Origin of the sequence: Kitasatospora sp. NPDC051702, from assembly GCF_040681575.1 — a bacterium.
Classification (GTDB): domain Bacteria; phylum Actinomycetota; class Actinomycetes; order Streptomycetales; family Streptomycetaceae; genus Kitasatospora.
Map to the genome: position 1 here is coordinate 36,118 of NZ_JBFAZB010000036.1, position 24,772 is coordinate 60,889.

20 protein-coding genes are annotated in these 24,772 nt (G+C 72.0%); 13 read left to right on the forward strand and 7 right to left on the reverse strand.

What is annotated here, in order from left to right; all coding sequences use genetic code 11:
* The first annotated feature begins 47 nt into the window (after positions 1-47).
* The 11 genes from AB0N04_RS26425 (at position 48) to yjfF (ending at position 14,214) form a co-directional block, all read left to right on the forward strand.
* On the forward strand, positions 48-1,298 hold the full coding sequence (locus tag AB0N04_RS26425) for an extracellular solute-binding protein (RefSeq protein ID WP_360212203.1): 1,251 nt from the start codon (positions 48-50) through the stop codon (positions 1,296-1,298).
* An 11-nt stretch (positions 1,299-1,309) separates the two neighbouring features.
* Positions 1,310-2,245: a sugar ABC transporter permease gene (locus AB0N04_RS26430; RefSeq protein WP_360212103.1), complete on the forward strand. Its 936-nt coding sequence runs from the start codon at positions 1,310-1,312 to the stop codon at positions 2,243-2,245.
* Positions 2,245-3,063, forward strand: coding sequence for a carbohydrate ABC transporter permease (locus AB0N04_RS26435; protein ID WP_360212105.1), 819 nt, complete (start codon positions 2,245-2,247; stop codon positions 3,061-3,063). Before AB0N04_RS26430 ends, AB0N04_RS26435 begins: the two co-directional genes overlap by 1 nt.
* Before the next feature lie 101 nt (positions 3,064-3,164).
* Positions 3,165-5,432: a glycoside hydrolase family 3 N-terminal domain-containing protein gene (locus tag AB0N04_RS26440; protein WP_360212205.1), complete on the forward strand. Its 2,268-nt coding sequence runs from the start codon at positions 3,165-3,167 to the stop codon at positions 5,430-5,432.
* Positions 5,433-5,639: 207 nt separating this feature from the next.
* On the forward strand, positions 5,640-7,094 hold the full coding sequence (locus AB0N04_RS26445; protein WP_360212107.1) for an endo-1,4-beta-xylanase: 1,455 nt from the start codon (positions 5,640-5,642) through the stop codon (positions 7,092-7,094).
* 82 nt (positions 7,095-7,176) lie between these two features.
* Positions 7,177-7,335, forward strand: a complete 159-nt coding sequence (locus AB0N04_RS26450) for a hypothetical protein (RefSeq protein ID WP_360212109.1) — start codon at positions 7,177-7,179, stop codon at positions 7,333-7,335.
* A 248-nt stretch (positions 7,336-7,583) separates the two neighbouring features.
* Complete coding sequence (locus tag AB0N04_RS26455; RefSeq protein ID WP_360212111.1) at positions 7,584-9,140, forward strand: alpha-L-arabinofuranosidase B; 1,557 nt, start codon at positions 7,584-7,586, stop codon at positions 9,138-9,140.
* A gap of 438 nt (positions 9,141-9,578) precedes the next feature.
* Positions 9,579-10,562, forward strand: a complete 984-nt coding sequence (locus tag AB0N04_RS26460) for an ABC transporter substrate-binding protein (RefSeq protein WP_360212113.1) — start codon at positions 9,579-9,581, stop codon at positions 10,560-10,562.
* A gap of 78 nt (positions 10,563-10,640) precedes the next feature.
* Entirely contained in the window at positions 10,641-12,164 is a 1,524-nt protein-coding gene (locus tag AB0N04_RS26465; RefSeq protein ID WP_360212115.1) for a sugar ABC transporter ATP-binding protein, read from the forward strand.
* Positions 12,161-13,246 carry an ABC transporter permease gene (locus AB0N04_RS26470; RefSeq protein WP_360212117.1) on the forward strand — a complete coding sequence of 362 codons (1,086 nt, stop codon included), beginning with the start codon at positions 12,161-12,163 and terminating at the stop codon, positions 13,244-13,246. Before AB0N04_RS26465 ends, AB0N04_RS26470 begins: the two co-directional genes overlap by 4 nt.
* Positions 13,243-14,214 carry a galactofuranose ABC transporter, permease protein YjfF gene (yjfF, locus tag AB0N04_RS26475; RefSeq protein WP_360212119.1) on the forward strand — a complete coding sequence of 324 codons (972 nt, stop codon included), beginning with the start codon at positions 13,243-13,245 and terminating at the stop codon, positions 14,212-14,214. Before AB0N04_RS26470 ends, yjfF begins: the two co-directional genes overlap by 4 nt.
* 151 nt (positions 14,215-14,365) lie before the next feature.
* Here yjfF and xylA read toward each other — a convergent pair whose 3' ends face one another.
* A complete protein-coding gene (gene xylA / locus AB0N04_RS26480) occupies positions 14,366-15,538 on the reverse strand; it encodes a xylose isomerase (RefSeq protein WP_360212121.1) in 1,173 nt (390 codons plus the stop codon).
* Between the two features lie 95 nt (positions 15,539-15,633).
* On the opposite strand from xylA, the gene xylB reads away from it, so the two are divergent.
* Together xylB and AB0N04_RS26490 are read left to right on the forward strand one after the other, a co-directional pair.
* The gene (gene xylB / locus AB0N04_RS26485; protein WP_360212123.1) at positions 15,634-17,064 is read left to right on the forward strand and encodes a xylulokinase; all 1,431 of its coding nucleotides are present in this window, start codon (positions 15,634-15,636) and stop codon (positions 17,062-17,064) included.
* A 75-nt stretch (positions 17,065-17,139) separates the two neighbouring features.
* Positions 17,140-18,327, forward strand: coding sequence for an ROK family transcriptional regulator (locus tag AB0N04_RS26490; protein ID WP_360212125.1), 1,188 nt, complete (start codon positions 17,140-17,142; stop codon positions 18,325-18,327).
* 30 nt (positions 18,328-18,357) lie between these two features.
* On the opposite strand, the gene AB0N04_RS26495 is transcribed toward AB0N04_RS26490, so the two are convergent.
* From AB0N04_RS26495 to AB0N04_RS26520, 6 genes are all read right to left on the reverse strand, one after another.
* Positions 18,358-18,537: a hypothetical protein gene (locus AB0N04_RS26495; protein ID WP_360212127.1), complete on the reverse strand. Its 180-nt coding sequence runs from the start codon at positions 18,535-18,537 to the stop codon at positions 18,358-18,360.
* A 155-nt stretch (positions 18,538-18,692) separates the two neighbouring features.
* Positions 18,693-19,697 carry a LacI family DNA-binding transcriptional regulator gene (locus AB0N04_RS26500; RefSeq protein WP_360212129.1) on the reverse strand — a complete coding sequence of 335 codons (1,005 nt, stop codon included), beginning with the start codon at positions 19,695-19,697 and terminating at the stop codon, positions 18,693-18,695.
* 121 nt (positions 19,698-19,818) lie between these two features.
* Positions 19,819-21,276 (reverse strand): beta-glucosidase, encoded by a 1,458-nt coding sequence (locus AB0N04_RS26505; protein WP_360212131.1) that lies wholly within the window; start codon positions 21,274-21,276, stop codon positions 19,819-19,821.
* Positions 21,277-21,316: 40 nt separating this feature from the next.
* The gene (locus AB0N04_RS26510; protein WP_360212133.1) at positions 21,317-22,177 is read right to left on the reverse strand and encodes a carbohydrate ABC transporter permease; all 861 of its coding nucleotides are present in this window, start codon (positions 22,175-22,177) and stop codon (positions 21,317-21,319) included.
* Between the two features lie 5 nt (positions 22,178-22,182).
* Complete coding sequence (locus AB0N04_RS26515; protein ID WP_360212135.1) at positions 22,183-23,166, reverse strand: sugar ABC transporter permease; 984 nt, start codon at positions 23,164-23,166, stop codon at positions 22,183-22,185.
* A gap of 64 nt (positions 23,167-23,230) precedes the next feature.
* Positions 23,231-24,586, reverse strand: a complete 1,356-nt coding sequence (locus tag AB0N04_RS26520; protein ID WP_360212137.1) for an extracellular solute-binding protein — start codon at positions 24,584-24,586, stop codon at positions 23,231-23,233.
* Positions 24,587-24,772: the final 186 nt, after the last annotated feature.

The following is a 24,772-nucleotide window of genomic DNA, read 5'->3' on the forward strand; positions in this document are numbered from 1 at the left end:
CTGTGAAGAAACGCGCTTTAGCTGTGGCACTCGGTCTGACGTCGGCCCTGCTCGGGACGAGCGCCTGCGGCAGCACCGGTTCCTCCGCCGCCGGCGGGGCCTCCGGCACGATCCACGTGCTGGTCTACGGGGACGCCGGCAACACGGTCGAGAAGCAGATCGTCGAGACCTTCAACAAGACGTCGAAGGTCAAGGCCGTGCTGGACACCATCCCCGGCGCGGACTACCAGGCCAAGCTCAACACCGTCATCAACACGCCCCAGGCGCCGGACGTCTTCTTCAACTGGGGCGGCGGCAGCATCCAGCCCTACGTGAAGTCCGGCCTCCTGCTCCCGCTGGACGACATGATCGCCGCGGACCCGGGGCTGAAGAGCAACTTCCTGCCGTCGGTGTTCGCCACCGCGGTGATCGACGGCAAGTCCTACGGCGTCCCGATGCGCGGCACCCAGCCCGTGCTCCTCTTCCACAACAAGAAGGTGCTGGCCGACACCGGCCTGAGCGTCCCGAGGACCTGGGACGAGCTGCTGGGCGCCGTCCAGACGCTCAAGGCCAAGGGCGTCACCCCCTTCGCCCTCGGCGGCGGCGACCAGTGGCCGACGCTGATGTGGTTCGAGTACGTCTTCGACCGTGTCGCGGGCCCCGAGCTGTTCCAGAAGGCGCTGTCCGGCGACAGGAGAGCCTGGGAGAGCGAGGACGCCGGGAAGGCCCTGGGCATGCTCAAGCAGCTGGTCGACGCCGGCGCCTTCGGGTCGAACTTCGACTCGGTCAAGTTCACCGACGGCGGTTCCCCGGCCCTGCTGGCCAAGGGCAGGGCGGCCTTCGAGCTGATGGGCTCGTGGGAGTACGCCACACAGCAGGACGGCAATCTCGACTTCGCCAGGAGCCGGCTCGGGTACAGCGGTTTCCCGGGCATCGCCGGTGGCAAGGGGGACCCGGCCAACGTGGTCGGCAACACCAACAACTTCTACTCGGTGCTGAAGAAGAGCAAGCACCCCGAGGCAGCGGCGGCCTTTCTGAAGCTGATGTACTCCGAGGAGTTCGTGAAGGCGCAGCTGGCGATCGGCAACCTGCCGACCACCACCAACACCGAGCAGTTCCTCGGCACCGCTGCCGACCCCGGCTACTCGAAGTACCAGTACGACCTGGTCAAGGCCGCCCCGTCGTTCCAGCTGTCCTGGGACCAGGCGTACCCGCCTGCCGCCAACACGCCGATCCACACCGCCGTCCAGCAGTTCTTCGACGGCAAGCTCGACGTGGACGGCTTCGTCAAGGCCATGCAGGCCCTCCCCGCCTCCTGAGACGAGTCGCGATGAGTGCTCTCTCCTTCCCCTCCCGGTCCGGCCGCCGCCTCCGGGCGGAGGTCCGGACCGGGGTCGGGGTGACCCGCCCTGGTCTCGTCTGGGCGGTGCCCGCCACCATCTTCTTCCTGCTCTTCGCGATCGTGCCGTTGGTGCTGGTCGCGGTGCTCTCCTTCACCAGCTGGAACGGCGTCGACGCCCCCCGGTTCAACGGCCTCGCCAACTGGACCGGGCTGCTGCACGACCCGGTGATGACGCAGAGCATCCGGCTGACCCTGGTGCTGACCTCGGCCGGGGCGGTCGTGCAGACCCCGGTGAGCATCCTGCTCGGCGTGTGGGCGGCGGGCCACCAGCGCAATCGCGCCGTGCTGTCCGCGATCTTCTTCGTCCCCCTGCTGCTGTCCGCGACCGCCGTCTCGGTGGTCTGGCGAGCGATCCTGGACCCGAACTTCGGGGTGCCCTCGCAGCTGGAGTGGCTCTTCGGCGACGGCAATCTGATGGGGAGCCAGACCGGTGCCGTCGCGGTGCTCACCTTCGTCGGCATGTGGCAGTGGACGCCGATGCACGCCCTGCTGTACCAGGGCGGGGCACGGGCGATCCCGCAGGTGCTCTACCAGGCGGCGTCGATCGACGGCGCGGGCAAGGTGCGGCAGTTCTTCCACATCACCCTGCCGCACCTGCGCAACACCATGATCACCTCGGTGATCCTGATGCTGGTCGGCGGCCTCACCACTTTCGACACGGTGCTGATCCTCACCCAGGGCGGCCCCGGCACCGACACCACCAACAGCGCCTTCCACATGTACCGGCAGGCGTTCAGGAGCTTCGACTTCGGCGCGGGCTCGGCCATCGCCCTGGTCCTCGTGCTGGTGGCCACCCTGATCTCGCTCGCCGTCGTGCGGCTGTCCGGCTACGACAGGATGCGCGGCACCACGGAGGGACTGTGATGCGACGGCGCCCCAACCTCCTCGCCGGGCTCGGCTCCTCGCTGTGGCTCCTGCTGGTCGGCTTCCCCCTCTACGTCCTGCTGATCTCGACGTTCCGCACCCGCGCCGACTACTCCTCGCAGGGGCCGCTCACCTTCCCCTCCGAGCTGACCGTGCAGAACTACGTCGACGACTTCTCCAACGGCTTCGGCCGGGACTTCCTCAACACCCTCCTGGTCACCGTGTGCGTGGTGGCGATCGTGCTGCTGGTCGTGCCCCCGCTCGCCTACGCGATCGTGCGGGCCCGGGGCAGGACCATCGCCACGGTCTTCCGGATCTTCCTGCTGGGTCTGGCGATCCCGGCGCAGGCCGTGATCGTGCCGATGTTCTACGTCATCAGCAAGGCCGGACTGTACGACAACCTGCTCGGCGTCATCCTGCCCACCGCGGCCTTCTGCCTGCCGGTGTGCACGCTCGTCCTCACGGGCGCCATGCGGGACATCACCGGCGAGCTCTACGAGGCCATGGCCATGGACGGCGCGACCCCCTGGCGGGTGTTCTGGCAGCTGGTGGTGCCGTTGTCGAAGGGCGGCCTGTCGTCCGTCGTGGTCTTCGCCGCCCTGCAGGCGTGGAACGGCTTCCTGTTCCCGCTGATCCTCACCCAGTCGGACAGCACCAAGGTCATCACGCTCGGCCTGTACGACTTCCAGACCGAGCACGGCGTCGACGTGCCCGGTCTGCTCAGCGCCGTGGTGCTGTCGATGCTCCCGATCTTCGTCGTCTACCTGTTCGCCCGGCGGGCCCTGATCCAGGGCCTGATGGGCGTCGGAGGAAAATGACCGGCCACCTGAACCCCGCCACCCCGTCCGCGGACCGGACCGTTCGATGGCGGGACCGCGCCCTCGGCCCCGAGGAGCGCGCGGACGCCCTGATCGCCGAGATGACGCCGCGGGAGAAGCTCGCCCAGCTCGTCGGCGTCTGGGTCGGTGCCTCCGACGAGGGCGGGGAGGTCGCCCCGCACCAGCACGACATGGAGGAACCGCCCGACCTGGACGACCTGCTGCCGTCCGGGCTGGGCCAGCTGACCCGCCCCTTCGGCACCGCCCCCGTCGACCCGGCGCTCGGCGCGCTCTCGCTCGCCCGCAGCCAGCAGCGCATCGCCGCCGCCAACCGGTTCGGGATACCGGCCGTCGCGCACGAGGAGTGCCTGGCCGGCTTCGCCGCCTGGGGCGCCACCGCCTACCCCGTACCGCTCTCCTGGGGCGCCACCTTCGACCCGGAGGTGATCCGGCGGATGGCCGCCGCGATCGGCCGCGACATGCGCGCCGTCGGTGTCCACCAGGGCCTGGCGCCGGTCCTCGACGTGGTCCGCGACGCCCGCTGGGGCCGGGTCGAGGAGACCATCGGCGAGGACCCGTACCTGGTCGGCACCGTGGCCACGGCCTACGTCCAGGGCCTGGAGTCCGCGGGCATCGTCGCCACCCTCAAGCACTTCGCGGGCTACTCCGCCTCGCGCGCCGGACGCAACCTCGCCCCCGTCGGCATGGGCCCCCGCGAACGCGCCGACGTGATCCTGCCGCCGTTCGAGATGGCCGTGCGCGACGGCCGGCCCGGCTCCGTCATGCACGCCTACACCGACACCGACGGCATCCCGTCCGCCGCCGACGAAGCCCTGCTGACCGGACTGCTCCGGGACACCTGGGGCTTCGAAGGGACGGTGGTCGCCGACTACTTCGGCATCGCCTTCCTCAAAGTGCTGCACGGCGTCGCCGGCGACTGGGCCGAGGCCGCGTCGCTCGCCCTGGCCGGCGGCGTCGACGTGGAACTGCCCACCGTCCAGACCTTCGGCGAGCCTCTGCTGCACGCCGTCGAGGACGGCACCGTCCCCGAGGCGCTGGTCGACCGGGCGCTGCGCCGCGTCCTGGCGCAGAAGGCCAGGCTCGGCCTGCTGGACGAGGACTGGGACGCCGTCCCCGCGGCGCTCGCCGGGCTCCGGCTGGACGACCCGCAGGCGCTGCGCGGCGCTATCGACCTGGACCGGGCGGAGAACCGCGCCCTGGCCAGGGAGATCGCCGAACGGGCGATCGTCCTGCTGACCAACGACGGCACCCTGCCGCTGCGCGCGCCTCGACTGATCGCGCTGATCGGCCCCAACGCCGACACCCCGACCTCCGTCCTCGGGTGCTACTCGTTCCCCGTGCACGTGGGCAGCCAGCACCCCGAGGTCCCGGCCGGCATCGAACTGCCCACGCTGCGACAGGTGTTGGCGACGGAGTTCCCCGGCGGCGAGATCCGGACCGTCCCCGGGGCCGACATCGACGGCGCCGACACCTCCGGCTTCGCCGAGGCCGTGGAGGCGGCCGGGTGGGCCGATGTGGTGATAGTCGCCCTCGGGGACCGGGCCGGACTGTTCGGCCGCGGCACCAGCGGTGAGGGCTGCGACGTCGAATCCCTCGACCTGCCCGGTGTCCAGCAGCAGCTGCTGAACGCCCTGCTGGACACCGGCACGCCGGTCGTAGCGGTACTGCTGGCCGGGCGGCCCTACGCCCTGGGCCGGGCCGTGACCGAGGCGGCGGCCGTCGTGCAGGCCTTCTTCCCGGGCGAGGCCGGTGCCGAGGCGGTCGGCGCCGTGCTCAGCGGCCGGACCAACCCGTCGGGCCGGCTGCCCATCGGCATTCCGGCCCGGCCCGGGGTCCAGCCCTCGACCTACCTGGCGGCCCGCCTGGCCGGACCGAGCGAGGTCTCCAGCACCGATCCGACGCCCGCGTTCGGATTCGGACACGGCATCGGCTACACCACCTTCGGCTGGACCGACCTGGAGGTGGAAGGGGCCGTCGCTGCGACGGACGGGACGGTGGAACTGTCCTTCACCCTGCGCAACACCGGGGACCGCAGCGGCAGCGAGACCGTCCAGCTCTACCTGCACGACCCCGTAGCCAGCGTGGTCCAGCCGGTGCAGCGGCTGATCGGGTACAAACGGATCAGCCTCGACCCGGGGAAGCGGACCCGCGTCCGGATCACCGTCCCGGCCGACCTCGCCTCCTTCACGGGGCGTGCCGGCCGCCGCGTCGTGGAGCCGGGAGAGCTGGAGCTGCGGATCGCCGCGTCCAGCACCGACGTCCGGCTGACCGCGACGGTCCGCCTGGAAGGGCCGGCGCGGGTCGTCGACCACACCCGGCGCCTGCACGCGGAATTCCGCCTGGTCTGACCGGTTCGAGCCGCGGCTGCCCCCCGGTGGCACCGACACCGTCGGTCCCGGGTCTTGACGGTCCGCCGGGGCGCCCCTAGGGTCACCGATCGGATCGGTCGTACGGTCGAAAGTTTCGAACCGGGGTCGTGGTGGCCCGGCCTGTCCCTCCCAGCTCCACCGCACGTCCAGCTCTTTCCCCACCCGAGAAGAGAAGGGACCACGCCGGTGCCTGTCCGCACGTTCCGCACCCCCCACCTGAGGCGCTCCCGCCGCGCCCTCGGCGCCCTGGCCGCCTCCGCCACCGCCGCCGTGGTGGCCGCGGCCACCCTCCTCCCCGCCGGGCAGGCCGGCGCGGTGGCGGGCAGTCTGCGCACCCTCGCCGAGGCGAAGGGCGTCTACTTCGGCACCGCGATCGGTCAGGGCGACCTGAACAACGCCGCCCTGACCACCGTCGCGGGCGCCCAGTTCGGCATGCTCACCCCGACCAACGAGATGAAGTGGGAGACCGTCGAGCCCTCGCCGGGCGGCTTCGACTTCGGCCCCGGCGACCGGATCGTCGCCTTCGGGCAGGCCCACGCGATGAAGCTGCGCGGCCACACCCTGGTCTGGCACAGTCAGCTTCCCGCCTGGATGAACAACCTGCCGGGCAGTCAGGTGCAGGCCGCGATGCGCAACCACATCATCGCCACGGCCGGCCACTACAAGGGCAAGCTCTACTCCTGGGACGTGGTGAACGAGCCCTTCAACGAGAACGGCACCTTCCGCGACGACCCCTTCCACCGAGCGATGGGCAGCGGCTACGTCGCCGACGCGCTGCGCACCGCCAAGGCCGCCGATCCGGGCGCCAAGCTCTACCTGAACGACTACAACATCGAGGGACTGAACGCGAAGAGCGACGCGATGTACGACCTGGCGAAGTCGCTGAGGAGCCAGGGCGTCCCGCTGGACGGTGTCGGCTTCCAGGCGCACTTCGTCGTCGGCCAGGTTCCGTCGAGCCTGAAGGCGAACCTGGAGCGGTTCACCGCGCTCGGCCTGGAGGTGGCCATCACCGAGCTCGACGACCGGATGCAACTGCCCCCGGACAGCGGCAAACTGGCCCAGCAGGCGCGCGACTACGCGAGCGTGGTCACCACCTGCCTGGCGGTCAGGGGCTGTGTCGGCCTCACCCAGTGGGACGTCGGCGACGCCGACTCGTGGATCCCCGGCACCTTCCCCGGCGAGGGCGCCGGCACCATGTACGACAACGCCTACCAACCGAAGCCCGCCTACCACGCCTCCGTCGACGCCCTCGGAGGCTCCGCCTCGAACCCGTCGCCGAGCCCGACCCCCACGCCGACTCCCACCCCGAATCCGACCGACGGCGTCGCCTGCGCGGTGACCGCCGAGCCCAACGCCTGGAACACCGGCCTGACCGAGAACGTGACGGTCACCAACAGCGGCTCCAGGGCCGTCAACGGCTGGGCGCTGTCCTTCGCCCTGCCCGCCGGGCAGACCATCACCGGCGCCTGGAACGCGGCGGTCGTCCCCGCCGCCGGCCGGGTCACCGCCCGGAGCCTCGGCTACAACGGCACCATCGCCCCCGGCGGCTCGGTCTCCTTCGGATTCCAGGCAAGCCACACCGGCAACGCCGGCCCCGCCGGCCAGTTCAGCCTCAACGGGGTCGCCTGCAGCGCGGCCTGACCCGCCGGATCCGCTCGCCCCCACACCCACCACCCCTTCGCCCTGGCGCTCCGTGCGGCGGGGCGAGGGGCTGCCAGGACGGGTGCCGTCGGCGGTCGACATCGACGTCACGCCGCGCAGGAGCCCGCTGCCCGCGTTCCGGATGCGCCGGGTGCCGGCCGGGATGGACCGCCACCGGTTCGTCGCCGAGGCGGTGTCCGAGTTCGGCGCGTCAGGGCTGCCGGGGGTGCGAGAAGTGTGACATCCGACCTTCCGGCAGGTGTCACGTCCATGGCTCCGGGTGCGGGATCCCGCCCAGGGGTGCGATGAGGCAGGCCTGTTGTCCGTGCGGGATGTCTTGACGCCTTCTCCGCGGGTGGCGATAGTGGTGAGTCGCTTGACGGGGGACGCTCACCTCCGTGCGCGTCCCGGCATGCCCGCATGTGCAGCCGCAGATTGTTAGCGTTAACAAGACTCCCCTTCCCCCCCACCCGTGCGCAGGGAGCTGTTATGACGTATCGTCAGTTGATCCGCCGTGCCCGGAAGGCCGTTCCGGGGGCCGCCCTGACGGCCGCCCTCACCGCCGGCTTCCTGACCGGCACCGCCACCACCTCGCAGGCCGCCACCCAGGGGCCCTGCGACATCTACGCCGCCGGCAGGACGCCCTGCGTCGCCGCGCACAGCACCACCCGCGCTCTGTACGGCTCCTACGGCGGGCCGCTGTACCAGGTCAGGCGCGGCACGGACAACGCGACCAGGGACATCGGCCCGCTGGGCGCCGGCGGCTACGCCGACGCCGCCGCACAGGACGCCTTCTGCGCCGGTACCCGCTGCGTCATCACCGTGATCTACGACCAGTCCGGTAAGGGCAACCACCTCACCCAGGCGCCGGGCGGCGGGGCGGCCGGTGGGCCGGACGACCTGGCCAACGCCTTCGAGGCGCCGGTCACCGTCGGCGGGCACAAGGCATACGGCGTCTACGTGGCTCCCGGGACGGGTTACCGGAACAACCACACCACCGGCGTCGCCACCGGTGACCAGCCGGAGGGCATGTACGCGATCTTCGACGGCACGCACGTCAACGGCGGCTGCTGCTTCGACTACGGCAACGCCGAGACGAGCAACAACGACGACGGCAACGGCACCATGGAGGCCCTCTACTTCGGCAGCAGCAAGGGCTGGGGCTGGGGCAGCGGAAACGGCCCCTGGGTCATGGCCGACCTGGAGAACGGCCTGTTCTCCGGCGTCAACCGCGGCTTCAACGCGGGTGACCCCAGCGTCGACAGCCGGTTCCTGACCGCGATGCTCAAGGGCGGCCCGAACCGGTGGGCCATCCGCGGTGGCGACGCGCAGTCGGGCGGCCTGTCGACCTTCTACAACGGCGTGCGCCCCACCGCCGGCGGCTACAACCCGATGAAGAAGCAGGGCGCGATCATCCTCGGCATCGGCGGCGACAACAGCAAGTGGGCCCAGGGCACCTTCTACGAAGGCGTGATGACCTCGGGCTACCCGTCGGACGCCACCGAGAACGCCGTCCAGGCCAACATCACCGCCGCCGGTTACACCAGCGGCTCGACCGGCACCGGAACCCTCACCCCCGGCTCCCGGATCTCCCTGCAGGCCACCACCGCGCCCTGCTGCACCTCCCACTACCTGCGCCACGACGACGCCGACACCAAGGTCGTCATCTCCAGCCTCAACTCCTCCAGCTCGGCCACCGACAAGGCCGACGCCACCTGGATCGTCCGCGCCGGCCTGGCCGACAGCTCCTGCGTGTCCTTCGAGTCCGCCGACAGCCCCGGCCGGTTCCTGCGCCACTTCAACTACCAGCTGTACCTGAACGTCGACGACGGCGCGGGTGCCTTCGCCCAGGACGCCACCTTCTGCCCGACCAAGGGCAACAGCGGGACGGGCACCTCCCTCCAGTCCGTCAACTTCCCGACGAAGTACCTCCGCCACTACGACTACACCGCCTACGTGGCGTCCGACGGAGGCGCCAACAGCTGGGACAGCACCACCAGTTGGGCCGACGACACCAGCTGGACGATCGCCCAGCCCTGGAGCTGAGCCGACTCGCCCGGCGGACGGGGGCGGGGCCCGAGGGGCGGGTCCGCCCCCGTCCGCCGTTGCCCTGCCGCCCCCGGGGCCGGCGGCGTGCCCGATCTCCGCCCGCCGCCGGTGGCGGGGAACGGGCGTCGAGGCCGCGTGTCCGGAGGCCGGGGCCGGTCGGGCGGATGGCCCTGTCGAGGGGGTGCGGTCGGAGCGGTCCCGGGGGCGGGAACCTTCTCCGACGGATAATCAACTCCTGAGTATGCGGCGGAATTGACGAGCAGTCGGGCTGCCGCGGGCGAGGCGGTCAAGATTGGGTAACGGGGCCCGGGGGCCTTGCCGGTTCCGATTGTGAGCGTTAACAATCGGTCTCGAGCGAAACGGTGCCGATACCTCCCGTTCATGTGGGCCGGTGCTGTTTTCGCGCGATCGACGATCCCGAGAGGAAGTCCCACCATGTCCAAGAGAGCTGCGGCGGCCCTGGTCGCCGGTGCGATGGTCACCGTCCTCACCGCGTGCGGGTCCGGCGGTGGCGGGGGCTCGGCCGACAAGGGGGCCGGCCACAAGCTCGTCGTGGGCTTCTCGCAGGTCGGCGCGGAGAGTGGCTGGCGCACCGCGAACACCAAGTCGGTCCAGGAGTCCGCGAAGAGGGCGGGCATCGAGCTGAAGTTCTCCGACGCGCAGCAGAAGCAGGAGAACCAGATCAAGGCGATCCGCTCGTTCATCCAGCAGAAGGTCGACGTGATCGCCTTCTCGCCGGTGGTGGAGTCGGGGTGGGACACCGTGCTGAAGGAGGCGAAGGACGCCAGGATCCCGGTGATCCTCACCGACCGCGCGGTGGACTCCAAGGACGACTCGCTCTACGTCTCCTTCCTCGGCTCGGACTTCGTCGAGGAGGGCAAGAAGGCCGGCGACTGGCTGGTGAAGGAGTACCAGGGCACGTCCGACGAGGTGAACATCGTCGAACTGCAGGGCACCACCGGCTCGGCGCCGGCCAACGACCGCAAGGCGGGCTTCGGTGACGTGATCAAGGCGGACGCGAAGTTCAAGGTGGTGGCCTCGCAGACCGGCGACTTCACCCGCGCGAAGGGCAAGGAGGTCATGCAGGCCTTCCTGAAGGCCCAGCCGAAGATCGACGTGCTGTACGCGCACAACGACGACATGGCGCTGGGGGCCATCCAGGCGATCGAGGAGGCCGGCAAGAAGCCGGGCACCGACATCAGGGTCATCTCGGTGGACGGGGTCAAGGACGCCTTCACGGCGATGACCCAGGGCAAGATCAACGTCGATGTGGAGTGCAACCCCATCCTCGGCGACCAGCTGATGGACCTGGTGAAGAAGGTCAAGGCCGGCGAGCAGGTGCCGAAGCGGATCAAGACGCAGGAGGGTGTCTTCACCCAGGACCAGGCCGCTGCCGCGCTGCCGACCCGCCAGTACTGAACGGGCCCGTCCGCCCGGGGAGTGATCGGCGGATCACTCCCCGGGCGGACCGGGTCGCACGAGGAGAGGAGAACCGGGGTGCGTCAGCAACCGGTCCTGGAAGTGCGGGGGCTCCGCAAGGAGTTCCCCGGGGTGGTGGCGCTGGACGGGGTCGACTTCCGGCTCTTCCCCGGCGAGGTGCACGCCCTGATGGGGGAGAACGGCGCCGGGAAGTCCACGCTGATCAAGGTGCTGACCGGGGTGCACCCGGCGGATGGCGGCGAGGTGGTGCTGGCCGGAGAGCGGGTTCGGATCGCCGGTCCGCTGCAGGCTCAGGAGGCGGGCATCAGCACCGTCTACCAGGAGGTGAACCTCTGCCCGAACCTGTCGGTGGCGGAGAACATCTTCATCGGTCGCGAGCCGCGCCGCCTCGGCCTGATCGACTGGGCCGAGATGCGCCGCAGGGCCGCCGAACTGGTCCGGACGATGGAGCTGGACGTCGACGTCAGCGCGCCGCTGGACAGCTACTCCATCGCCGTCCAGCAACTGGTGGCCATCGTCCGCGCCGTTGGCGTCTCGGCCAAGGTGCTGATCCTGGACGAGCCCACCTCCAGCCTGGACCGTGAGGAGGTCAGCCAACTCTTCACCGTGATGCGGCGGTTGCGCGACCAGGGCGTCGCCATCCTGTTCGTCTCGCACTTCCTCGACCAGATCTACGAGATCTGCGACCGGATGACGGTGCTGCGCAACGGGCGGCTCGAGGGCGAGTACCTGACCAGCGAGCTCGACCAGGTCGGCCTGGTCTCGCGGATGATCGGGGCGGAGCTCGCCGGGCTCGACCGCCTCGCCGGCGGCCACCGGCGCGAGCGCTCCGTACCGGCCACCGGCCGGCCCTTCCTGGAGGCGGAGGGCCTGGCCCGGCAGGGCGCCGTGGCCCCGTACGACCTCGCCATCAGTCCCGGTGAGGTGATCGGCCTGGCGGGCCTGTTGGGATCCGGCCGGACCGAGGCCGCCAGGCTGCTGTTCGGCGCCGACCGCAAGGACGGCGGCACGGTGCGGATCGACGGTACCGAGACCGACCTGCGCAGCCCGCGCGACGCGATCGCGCACGGCATCGCGTACTGCTCGGAGAACCGCAAGACCGAGGGCCTGGTCGGCGAGCTGACCGTCCGGGAGAACATCGTGCTGGCGATGCAGGCGGCGCGCGGCTGGGCCCGTCCGCTGTCGCGCACCGTGCAGGACGCGCTGGCGCTGCGCTGGATCCGGGCCCTGGACATCCGCCCGGGTGATCCCGAGGCGCTGGTCCGCAACCTCAGCGGCGGGAACCAGCAGAAGGTGCTGCTGGCCCGCTGGCTGATCACCGACCCCAAGCTGCTGATCCTGGACGAGCCCACCCGCGGCATCGACATCGGCGCCAAGGCCGAGATCCAGAAGCTGGTCGCGAACCTCGCCGAGGAGGGCATGGCGGTGCTGTTCATCTCCGCCGAGCTGGAGGAGGTACTGCGGCTCAGCCACCGCGTCGGGGTGCTGCGCGACCGCCGGATGGTCGCCCGACTGCGCAACGACGACGCCCTCACCCCGGAGCGCGTCCTGGCCACCATCGCGAGTGGAGCGGAACGATGACCACGGCCCCGACCACCGGGAGGGGCAGGGCGGTGACCCGGTACCGGCTGTTCTGGCCGGCCGTGGTGCTGGCCCTGCTCCTGCTCGGCAACCTCGCGTTCACCCCGGACTTCTTCGCCGTCCACCTCAAGGACGGCCATCTGTACGGCAGCACGGTCGACATCCTGCACTTCGGCGCTCCACTGATCCTGGTGTCGCTCGGCATGACCCTGGTGATCGCCACCGGCGGGATCGACCTCTCGGTCGGCTCCACCGTCGCCATCGCCGGCGCGCTGGCCTGCCTGCACATCAGCGAGGCGGCCGACCCGGCGAGCCTCGGCACGGTGCTCGGCGCGATCGGCATCGCGCTCGTCACGGCGGTGCTGCTGGGTGCCGCGAACGGTGTGCTGGTGGCCCGGATCGGGGTACAGCCGATCATCGCCACCCTGATCCTGATGGTCGCCGGCCGCGGCGTCGCCCAGCTGATCACCGACGGTCAGATCATCACGATCACCAGTGAGCCGTACAAGCTCATCGGCGGCGGCTACTGGCTGGGGATGCCGTTCGCGATCCTGCTCAGCGGGCTGGTCGCGCTGCTCGCCGCGCTGCTCACCCGCTCCACCGCGCTCGGCCTGCTGCTGGAGTCGGTCGGCGGCAACCCGGTGGCCAGCCGGCTGGTCGGGATCCGGGCGATGCGCCTGGTCGGCCTGGTGTACGTGTTCAGCGCCCTCTGCGCGGCCGTCGCCGGCTTGATGGTCTCCTCCAACGTCTCGGCGGCGGACGGCAACAACGCCGGTCTGTGGATCGAGCTCGACGCGATCCTCGCGGTGGTGATCGGCGGGACGTCGCTCAACGGGGGCCGCTTCTCGATCGGCGGCACGGTCCTCGGCGCGCTGATCATCCAGACCCTCTCGACCACGGTCTACACCATCGGCATCCCGCCGGAGACCACGCTGGTCTTCAAGGCGTTCGTCGTGATCACGGTCTGCCTGATCCAGTCGCCGAACTTCCGGGCCAAGGTCGCCCGGCGTGGCGCCGAGCGCCGGAGCCCCGGCCAACCGCGCGCTGCCACCACCACCACCAACCGGGAGGTCGGCGCGTGAACGCCAACGCCCTGCTGACCAGAGTGCGCGGACAGATCCCCCTGCTGGTCACCTCCGTCCTGCTGGTGTCGATGTTCACCGCCGGGTCGGTGCAGTACGACGGGTTCTTCTCCGGTCAGGTGCTGCTCAACCTGCTGATCGACAACGCCTTTCTGCTCGTGGTCGCGGTCGGGATGACCTTCGTCGTGCTGACCGGCGGCATCGACCTGTCGGTCGGCGCGGTGGTGGCCCTGTCCACCATGGTCTCCGCCTGGCTGGTGGAGCGGCAGGGCTGGCCGCCACTGCTGGTCATCCCGCTCGTGCTGGTGATGGGCACGGCCGGCGGTTGGGTGATGGGGTGGGTGATCCACACCTTCGAGATCCAGCCGTTCATCGTGACACTGGCGGGCATGTTCCTGGCCCGGGGCCTGTGCTACATGATCAGCATCGAGTCGATCTCCATCACTGATCCGTCGTACACCGCGATGGCGCAGACCCGCATCCCGCTCGGGGACCTGTTCGTCTCGCCGAGCGTGGTCATCGCGCTCCTCGTGGTGGCGGCCGGATTCGTCGTGCTGCACTACACCCGGCTCGGCCGGAACGTGTACGCGCTCGGCGGCAGCGAGCAGTCCGCCCTGCTGATGGGCCTGCCGGTGGGACGGACCAAGACCACCGTGTACGCGATCAGCGGCTTCTGCTCGGCGCTCGGCGGTGTGCTGCTCACCTTCTACATGCTCTCCGGCTACGGCCTGCACGCGGTCGGCCTGGAGCTGGACGCGATCGCCGCCGTGGTGATCGGCGGCACGCTGCTCACCGGCGGCTCCGGCTACCTGCTGGGCACCCTGCTGGGCGTGCTGGTGCTGGGCCTGATCCAGACCATCGTCAGCTTCCAGGGCACCCTCAGCTCGTGGTGGACCAGGATCGTGATCGGCGGGCTGCTGTTCGTCTTCATCGTCCTGCAGCGCCTGATCACCGCGCGCCGGCGGTAGCGCGCGGCGGGAGTCGGCGGACTGGCCCGGCCGCGGGCACCTCGTCGTCGTGGGCGGTCCACCGGGACCGCCCGGCCGGCGCCGCGGGCCGGCGGGCGAGCACCGGGAGCCGGGTCGTGCGTGTGCACGGCCCGGCTCCCGTGGCCGGTCGTCAGCGGGCGCCGAGGAGGTGTTCGAGGGCCAGCTGGTCCAGCCGCTCGAAGGCCATGCCGCGCCGGGCGCCGGCGTCGACGTCGAAGTCCTCGAAGGCGGAGCGGTCCGCCAGCAGCCCGGCCAGGCCGTCCTCGGCCGTGGGGAGGGCGAGTTCGGGCAGCCGGGACGCGGCGAGCGCGGCGCCGACCTCCGGGTCGGCCCGGAAGGCGCGGGAGCGCTCGGCCAGGAGCAGGTAGTTGCGCATGCAGCCGGCCGCCGAGGCCCAGACGCCGTCGGAGTCCTCGGTGCGCGGCGGCTTGAAGTCGAAGTGGCGCGGCCCGTCGTAGCCGGCCGACTCCAGCAGGTCGACCAGCCAGAAGGCCTGCCGCAGGTCCCCCGCGCCGAAGCGCAGGTCCTGGTCGTACTTGACGCCGGACTGGCCGTTCAGGTCGATGTGGAACAGCTTCTCGTGCCACAGCGCCTGGGCGATGCCGTGCGGGAAGTTCAGCCCGGCCATCTGCTCGTGGCCGACCTCGGGGTTGAGGCCGACCCGCTCGGGCCGCTCCAGCGCGTTGATGAACGCCAGGGCGTGGCCCACCGTGGGGAGCAGGATGTCGCCGCGCGGCTCGTTGGGCTTGGGCTCGATCGCGAAGCGCAGGTCGTAGCCCTGCTCCTCGACGTACTCGCCCAGCAGGTCGAAGGCCTCCTTCAGCCGGTCGAGCGCGGTGCGCACGTCCTTGGCCGCGCCGGACTCGGCGCCCTCGCGCCCGCCCCAGGCGACGTAGACGGAGGCGCCGAGTTCGGCCGCCAGGTCGATGTTGCGGATGGTCTTGCGCAGCGCGTAGCGCCGTACGTCGCGGTCGTTGGCGGTGAACGCGCCGTCCTTGAAGAGGGGGTGGGTGAAGAGGTTGGTGGTCGCCATGGGGACCTTCAGCCCGGCGGAGTCCAGCGCGGCGCGGAAGCGCTTGACGGTCTCCTCGCGGGTCGCGTCGTCCGCACCGAAGGGGATCAGGTCGTCGTCGTGGAAGGTGACGCCGTAGGCGCCGAGTCCGGCCAGGCGCTGGACGGTCTCGACGGGGTCGAGGGCGGGGCGGGTCGCGTCGCCGAAGGGGTCGCGCCCCTGCCAACCGACGGTCCACAGGCCGAAGGTGAACTTGTGCGCGGGGGTGGGGACGAGCGGGTCGCTGGACATGGAACGGCTCCGGGTCAGGTGCGGAGGGGTGTTTGTCAGGGCTCTCAACAAATTAGTATGCCGGAAGGTCAGAAGGAACCCCTCCGGAGGAACGCATGGCTGAGCAACGCGTCGTGATCGGCTTCGACAGCTCGACGCAGTCCACCAAGGCCCTCGCCGTCGACATCGACACCGGGGCCGTGCTGGGCCAGGGCCGCGCCCCGCACGGGGTCAGCACCGGCGCCGGCCGCGAGAGCGACCCCGAGCAGTGGTGGCAGGCGCTCGGCGAGGCCGCGGGTGCGACGGGCTGGGCGGACCGTGCGGCCGCGGTCTCGGTCGCCGGCCAGCAGCACGGCCTCGTCACCCTCGACGCGTCCGGGGCTCCCGTCCGCCCGTCGCTGCTCTGGAACGACGTCCGGTCCGCGCCCCAGGCCGCGGCGCTGCGGGCCGCGATCGGTGCGGCGGAACTCGCCCGCCGCACCGGCAGCGTGCCCACCGCCGCGTTCACCGCCGCCAAGTGGGCCTGGCTGCGCGCCGAGGAGCCCGCCGCCGCCGACCGCGTCGCCGCCGTCCGCCTCCCGCACGACTTCCTCACCGAGCGGCTGACCGGCGAGGCGGTCACCGACCGGGGCGACGCCTCGGGAACCGGTTGGTGGGGCCCGGACGGCTACGACCTCGACGTCCTCGGCCGCATCGGACTCGACCCGGCCCTGCTGCCGCAGGTCCTCTCGCCGGGCACCAGGGCCGGCGCCGTCCGGCCCGGGACACCGCTGCGCGCCGGCGCCCCGGTCGCCGCCGGCACCGGTGACAACATGGCGGCCGCCCTCGGGCTCGGCCTGCTCCCCGGGCAGCCCGTGCTCAGCCTCGGCACCTCCGGGACGGTCTACGCCGTCGGCCGCACCAGGCCCGCCGACCCGAGCGGCACCGTCGCCGGCTTCGCCGACGCCCTCGGCGGCTGGCTGCCGCTGGCCTGCACGCTCAACTGCACCCTGGCCGTCGACCGCTTCGCCGCCCTGCTCCGTCTGGGCCGCGACGAGGTTGACGCCGGCGGCACCGTGGTCGTCCTGCCCTACCTGGACGGCGAGCGCACGCCGGACCTCCCGGGCGCCTCCGGTCTGGTCCACGGGCTGCGCCACGACACCACCCCGGGGCAGCTGCTCCAGGCCGCCTACGACGGCGCCGCCCACGCCCTGCTCGCCGCCCTGGACGGCGTGCTGCGCGCGGGCGGCGAGGACCCGGCGGGCGACGAGCCGCTGCTGCTGATCGGCGGCGGTGCCCGCGGGCAGGCCTGGCAGCGGACGGTACTGCGGCTCTCCGGCCGGCCCGTCCAGGTGCCCGAGGCACAGGAGCTGGTCGCGCTCGGCGCCGCCGCCCAGGCCGCCGCCCTGCTCACCGGCGAGCGCGCCGACGCGGTGGCCCGCCGCTGGCGGACGGCCACCGGGCCGGTGCTGGAGCCGGTGGAGAAGGACGGGGAGGCGCTCGAACTGATCGGCGATACCCTGCGTCGGGCCGGGGCCTTGCTGGGCGCCCCGGCCGAGGACCGGTAGGAGGGCGCTCGGGTGACGGCGGTCGGCAGGGTGGAGAGCAGGAGTGCGGAGCACGGACCCGCGTCGCAACAGGACATGCGGCGGCAGAACCTGGCCGTCGTGCTCGGCGCGGTCGCCGCGCAAGGCCCGCTCTCCCGCGCGGACGTCGCCGGGCGCGTCGGGCTGACCAGGGCGGCCGTCTCCTCGCTGGTCGACGAGCTGATCGGCCGGGGCGCGGTGACCGAGGCGGCGGCCACCGCCCGTGGCCGGGTCGGCCGCCCCGGAAGGGCCCTGACCGTGTGCGACGAAGGGCCGGCCGGTCTCGGGCTGGAGATCGGCGTCACCCACCTCGGCGCGTGTGTGACGGACCTGCGCGGCGAGCCGCGGATCTGGCGCCGGGTGGAACGGCCCAACGCGGGCCGCCCCGCGGGGCGGGTACTGGCGGAGGCCGCCGCGCTGGGCGCCGAGGTGGAGGCGGAGGCCGAAGCCCTCGGGCTGCGCGTCGCGGGCCGGCTGCTGGCCGTGCCCGGAGTGGTGCCGAACCGGCCCGGCGGACTGGTCGAACGCGCGCCCAACCTGGGCTGGAGCGGCGTCCGGCTCGCCGACCACTGGCCGGACCCGGGCACGGTGCCCGAGCCGGAGAACGAGGCCAACCTCGGTGCGCTCGCCGAGTACTGGAACGCCGGGCGGCCCGAGGAAACCTTCGTGCACGTGTCGGCCGAGACCGGGATCGGTGCCGCCCTGGTCATCGACGGGCGTCTGTTCCGCGGCGCCCGCGGCTTCGCCGGCGAACTCGGCCACCTCCCCGTCCGACCGGACGGCCCGGCCTGCGCCTGCGGCGCCCGCGGCTGTCTGGAGCAGTACGCGGGCGAGGCGGCCGTGCTGCGCGCGGCCGGCCTCCCGCCACACTGCAGCCCCGCGGGCGGTCCCACCGGGACGGGCCCCGGCGACCCCGTCGCCCTGCTGGCCGAACGGGCGGCGGCCGGGCACGCGCCCACCCTGCGGGCCCTGGACCGCGCGGGTCGGGCCCTCGGCCTGGCCCTCACCTCCGCCGTCGACCTCATCGACCCGGACGGCCTCGTCCTCGGCGGCGCCTACGCCGAACTCGCCGACTGGCTGCTGCCCTCCGTGCGCGCCGAGCTCGCCGCCCGGGTCACCGTGCGGCCGTGGGCGGCCGAGGCACTGCGCCCGTCCGTCCTGGGGCGGCGCGGGCCCCTGCTGGGCGCGGCGCTGACGACGGTCCGCCGCATCATGGCGGACCCGACACTGCTCCCCGCCGGGTGACCGGCGACGGCACCACGCCGCCCCGCAGGGTCAGTCGTGCTCGACCACGACCATGGCGTGCCCGTCCGCGGTGGTGACCCGCACGTGGATGTACTCGCCGTCGTGCTCCCAGGGCAGGTCCCGCCCTGCGGGCTGCAGGCGCACCGAGCGCGGCGAGGCGGCCAGCCGGACCGCGACGGGCACGTCGACCAGGGGGAACGGGTTGTGCACCAGGTCCAGCTCAGGGGTCTCCCGGGACGGGACGTACGGGCGGACGTGCCGGCTCCGACCTCCAGGGTCCCGTCCGTCGCTCCGCCCGCCCACCGCTCCGCCCGGCCGCCGCTCCGCTGACCGAGCGCGAGGGCGGCGCGGGGAGCGTACGGCGGTCAGCCCGACGCCCGGACGACCAACCGGGTGGGGAGCACCACCGACTCCCCGTGCTCCGGATTCCGGAGCAGCAACTCCATCGCGCGGGAGCCGAGTTCCTCCACCGGCTGGCGCACGGTGGTCAGGCCCGGCCGGCAGCGCGTGGCGACGGGGGCGTCGTCGAAGCCGATCAGCGCGACGTCCTGCGGCACCCGCAGGCCGTGTCGCCGCAGGGTCCGGAGGGCTCCCACGGCCATCTGGTCGGAGGCGGCGAAGACCGCGTCCAGCTCGGGGTGCTGGTCCAGCAGCCGCTGCATCGCGTGTTCACCGGAGGCACTGCCGAAGTCGCCGTAGGCGACGGCGGGCCGTGCCGAGGTTGTCGAGGCCACCGCCTGGCGGTAGCCGGCCAGCCGATCCGCGCCGGCGGCGGTGTCCGGTGGCCCCGCGATGGTCGCCACCGACCGGCGCCCGGACGCGCACAGGCGTCGCACCGCGTCCCTGGCGCCGGTGAGGTTGTCCGCGTCCACGAACGCCACCGCCCCCGGCTCCGGCGGCCGCCCCAGCGACACGACGGGCACCCTGGCCGCGTGCAGCAGCCCGGTGAGCGCGGTGTCCCCCCAGGGGCCGACCAGCAGCACGCCGTCGACGTGGCCGCCGCACAGGTAGCGCACCAGGGGTCGCCGCCGGGAACGCCTCGGCACCGTGAAGACGGCCAGCTCCCGTTCCGCGCCCGGTACGGAGCGCCGTAACCCCGCCAGCAGCCGGACGGGGAAGGTGTCGGTGTGGTACTGCACCGGATCGGCGAAGACCACGACGGCGACCACGCCGGTCACCCGGGCACTGGCCGCCCGGCGGCGGACGTACGCCAACTCGCGCGCCGCCCGCTCCACTCGGGCGGCCACGTCGAGCGAGACCGGGGCGGAGCGGTTCAGCACCCGGGAGGCGGTCGCGGTGGAGACACCGGCGTGCCGGGCGACCTCGGCCAGGGTCGGAGCGGGGCCGTTGCTGCGTGGGGGCTGGGGCATGGGGCCGTCCTGGATCGAGGCTCGACACGGGAACTGCACCCCGAACCCGTCACGCGTGCCGGTCCACCCACCGCTGCCAGCTTGGTCGGTTGAACGACCAGCGTCAAGGGATCCGACGCCCTCACCCGCGCTGGTCAGGCACCGCGCCCGCGCGGATCACCTCCGCGTACCACCGGGCGCTGTCCTTGGCGATCCGGGCCTGGGTGGCGTAGTCCACGTAGTACAGACCGAACCTCTTGCCGTACCCGTGCGCCCACTCGAAGTTGTCCATCAGCGACCAGAGGAAGTAGCCGCGGACGTCCGCCCCGGCGGCGATCGCCCGCCGGACGGCGTCGAGGTGTCCGCGCAGGTAGTCGATCCGCTGCGGGTCGTGCACCGTGCCCTCCGGCGTCAGCCGGTCGTCGAAGGCGGCGCCGTTCTCGGTGACCATCAAGGGCAGCCCGGGGTGTTCGCGGTGGATCCGCAGGAGCAGGTCGGTCAGACCTGTCGGGTCGATCGGCCACCCCATGTCGGTGCGCCGACCGGGTGCGCGGTGGAAGAGCACGTCGGCGCAGCCGGCGAAGGGGGACTGCTCACCGTCGCCGTGGCCCGCGTCGCCCGCTGTCGCCTGGCCCGGGGCCTGGCCGGGCGGCAGGGCGGACGTCACGGTGGGGGTGTAGTAGTTGACGCCCAGCAGGTCGATCGGACGGGCGATCGCGGCCAGGTCACCGTCGTGGACCAGAGCCCGCCAGTCGACCAGGTGCTCCGTGTCGGCGAGCAGGTCGTCGGGGTAGGCGCCGCTCAGCATCGGCCCGGTGAAGACGCGGTTGCCCACCGCGTCGATCCGGCGGGCCGCCTCGCGGTCCGCGGCGGACTCGGTGAGCGGCCGCACCTCGTGCAGGTTGAGCGACACCGCGATCCGCGCCGCGACGGGAAGCGCCGCGCGCAGTGCCTCGACCGCGAGGCCGTGGCCGAGGTTGAGGTGGTGGGCCGCGCGCAGCGCGGCCGTCCAGTCGGCTCGGCCCGGTGCGTGCACCCCGGAGCCGTAGCCGAGGAAGGCCGAGCACCAGGGTTCGTTGAGGGTGGTCCAGATGCCGACCCGGTCGCCGAGGGCGTCAGCCACCAGTGCGGCGTAGTCCGCGAACCGTTCCGCGGTGGTGCGCACCGGCCAGCCTCCGAGGTCCTCCAAGTCCTGCGGGAGGTCCCAGTGGTAGAGCGTCACGGCGGGCTGGATGCCGTGCTCCAGCAGCTCGTCCACCAGGCGCCGGTAGAAGTCCATGCCCCGTTCGACGACCGGGCCGCGCCCGGTCGGCTGCACCCGCGTCCAGGACACGGAGAACCGGTAAGCCCCCAGGCCCAGTTCGCTCATCAGCCGGACGTCCTGGCGGTAGCGGAGGTAGTGCTCGGTGGCGCGGTCGCCGGTGTCGCCGCCGGCCGTTCGCCCCGGGGTGCGGCTGAAGGTGTCCCAGATCGACGGGGTCCGGCCGTCCACGTCGACGGCCCCCTCGATCTGGTAGGCGGCGGTGGCTGCTCCCCAGAGGAAACCGGGGGGGAAGGCGCTGGTGTCGACCGGGGTCGACTCGGTCCGTGCGGAAGTCATCGCTGGCTTCTCCGTTTCTCAGAGCGTGGTTGACGGCACGTCAGTTCTTGACGGCGCCGGCGGTGATGCCCCCGACGACCTGCCTGCCCAGCAGGGCGAACACCAGCAGCAACGGCGCGGTCCCGAGCAGCGAGCCGGTGAGGATGACGGCCTGGTCGGAGTCGTACGAACCCCCGCCGAGACCGGCCAGTGCGACCTGGACGGTCGGATTGCTCTGGCTCAGCGCGATCAGCGGCCAGAAGAAGTCGTTCCAGGACTGCACGAAGACCAGCATGCCGAGCACGGCCATCCCGGGCCGGGCGATCGGCAGCACCACGCTCCACAGGATCCGCAGGCTGCTCGCGCCGTCCACCCGGGCGGCCTCGACCAGTTCGATCGGCAACGCCTCCGAGAGGAACTGCCGCATGAAGAAGACCCCGAACGCGGCCACCAGGTTGGGGAGGATCACCGACTGTAGCCGGTCGGTCCAGTGCAGCTGCGCCATGATCTGGTAGAGCGGGATGACGCTCAGCTGGGCGGGCACCGTCATGGTCGCCACCACCAGGCTCAGCAGGGCGTTGCGGCCGCGGAACGGCAGTTTGGCGAAGGCGAAGCCGGCCAGCGTCGCGAAGAGCACGGTGCTGGCGGTCACGCAGCCCGCCACCACGACGGAGTTGAGCAGCGCCTGGCCCATGTGGACCTGGTTCCAGGCGATGTCGAGGTTGTGCCACAGGTTAGCGCCGGGGAGCAGCGGGGGCGGGGTCTGCGCGATCCGGCTGCCCGAGGTCGAGGCGCCGACCAGTGTCCAGTACAGCGGGAACAGCGAGAGCACGGCGACCAGGATCAGCACGGCGTACGTGAACGGTCCGGCTCCCGTCAGGCCGCGCGCGCCCGCGCGTCGTCGTCCGGTTGTGACGGCCATCGCTGTCAACCCCCGTTCCGGGATCGGCGGATGCGGACCAGGGCGAGGTTGAGCACGCCGACGGCCAGCAGGAGCAGCAGCATGGTCCAGGCCACGGCGGCAGCCCGGCCGAGGTGGAAGGCGTACCAGCCCTGGTCGTACAGGTACAGTCCGAGCGTCTGGTACTGGTGGGCCGATCCGCCGCTGTGGCCCGTCGCTCCGCCGCCGAACAGCAGCGGCTCGCCGAAGAGCTGGGTGGCCCCGATGCCGGAGACCACGACGGTGAACAGGATGGTGGGCCGGATGGACGGCACCGTGACGTGCCGGAACTGCTTCCACCGGTTGGCGCCGTCGAGCGCCGCCGCCTCGTACAGGTCGTGCGGGACGGCTTGCATGGCGGCGAGGTAGACCAGCGCGTTGTAGCCCGTCCAGCGCCAGGTGACGATCGTGGAGATGGCGATCTGGGAGGTCCAGGTGCCGCCCTCCCAGTCGACGTGGTCCAGGCCGAGGTTGCCCAGCAGCCAGTTGATCATCCCGTAGTCCCGCCCGAACAGCAGCGTGAACACCAGGGTCGCGGCCGCGATCGAGGTGGCGTACGGCGCGAGCATCGCGATCCGGAAGAAGCCGCGGCCGCGCAGGCGGTAGTTCAGCAGGTGGGCCAGCCCGAGGGCCATCAGCAACTGCGGGACGGTGGACAGCACGCCGACGGTGACGGTGTTGCGCAGGGCGTTCCAGAACAGGTCGTCGTGGAGCAGCCGGGTGTAGTTGTCGAGGCCCCGCCACTGCATCTGGTCGGACGTCTGCAGGTCGACGCCGTGCAGGGACACCCAGCCCGTGTAGATCAGCGGGAACAGGCCGAACGCGAGGAAGCAGAGGAAGAACGGCGCGACGTACAGGTACGGCGAGGCCTTGAGGTCCCACCGGTAGAGGCGGGCACGCCAGGGGCGGGGCGGCGGGGGACCGGGGCGTGGTCTGCGGGGGGAAGTGGCGGGGACGGCCTCGTCGAGCATGGGGAAGACCTCTCTGGAGGGCGGGCCGTCCCGGCCGGGCCGGCCGGGACGGCGGGGCCGGGCGTCAGTCGCCCACCTTGTCGTCGATCTCCTTGACCGCGTTGCTCCACGCCTTGGCGGGGTCGCTCTGGTGCTGCTCGATGCTGAGCAGGGCGCCGTTGGTGAGGGTGTCCTTGACCAGGCCGTCCCACTCGCCGATCACGGTCGGCCGGATGGACTGCGCGGTGGCGGCGTAGATCCGGCCGGTGGGCGTGTCGCCGAAGAAGGCGAGCCGGGCGTTCTGCACCTCCGGCTGGCTCAGCGCCTTGGTGTTGGACGGCAGGTTGCCGACCGTGGTGAAGACCTTGGCCTGCTGCGCGGGCGAGGTGAGCCAGGCGGCGAGTGCCGCGGCCTCCTTCTGGTGCTTGCCGGCCTTCGGCACGGAGAGGAAGGAGCCGCCCCAGTTGCCGGCGGCCGGCGGGGAGGCGATGTCCCACTTGCCCTGGTTGGCGCTTCCGGACTTGTCGGCGACGATGGCCGTCATCCAGGACGGGCAGGCGAGGGTGGCGAACCTGGAGTTGGCGAACGCCTGGTACCACGGTGTGTCGAACTGCTTGAGGCCGGCGCTGATCCCGGCCTGGACGGCGCCGGTCGCCAGGTTCCAGGCGTTCTTGACGCTGGGGCTGTTCTTGTAGTCCAGCCGGCCGTCGGCGTCGTCGTACTGGGTGGTGCTGGAGGACACCACGGCGTTGAACAGGCCGCCTGCGGAGTCGGTGAAGAAGGTGCCGGCGGGCGCCTTGGCCTGGTACTGCTTGCCCGTCTCCAGGAACCTGGCCCAGTCGCCCTGCCAGAGCTTGGCCACCTCCTCCCGGTCGGTGGGCAGCCCGGCCTGCTGGAAAAGGTCCTTGCGGTAGCAGATCGCCATCGGGCCGATGTCGCTGCCCAGGCCGATGGTGCGGCCGTCCGGCGTGCTGGCCTGCTGCGACTTCCACGGCAGGAAGGCGGCCTTGTCGACGCCGTCCGCCGTGCCGAGGTCGACGAACTTGTCGGCCTGCTTCTTCACCACCTGGGCGATCCGGCCGACCTCGACGGCCTGGATGTCGTCCAGACCGCTGCTGGAGGCGAGGTGGGTCTGCAGGGCGGGGTAGTAGTCCGTCTCCTGTTCGACGGTGTGCTCCACGACGGTGATGCCGGGGTGCTCCCGCATGTAGGCGTCGAAGAGGCCGGCCTCCTTGTATCCGAACGTGCCGTAGTCGCCGATCGTCAGCGTGATCCTGCCGCCGGAGGCCGATGTGTCGGAGCCGGAGCCCGAGCTGCCGCATCCGGCGACCAGGAGGGCGCACAGCGCGGCGGTCGCGGCGCTCAGCAGGGGCTTGGGCAGCTTGCGCACGGGGAGGGGGGCGGTGGCTCTGCCACCGTGAGTGGTGCCGGGGTTCCGCATGGCCGAATCTCCTTGTCCAGGCTGGGGGCATGGCCGTGCCGCGCGGTGGGGCGACGGAACGGTGCTCGGAACGTGGTGGGAGTGCGCGTCGCGCGACGGTGGATCGAGGCTGAAGTGGGAGCGCTCCCACATCGATGTGGGAAGATTGCGTTGCCGCGCGAGGCATGTCAAGGGAGTGCAACGGCT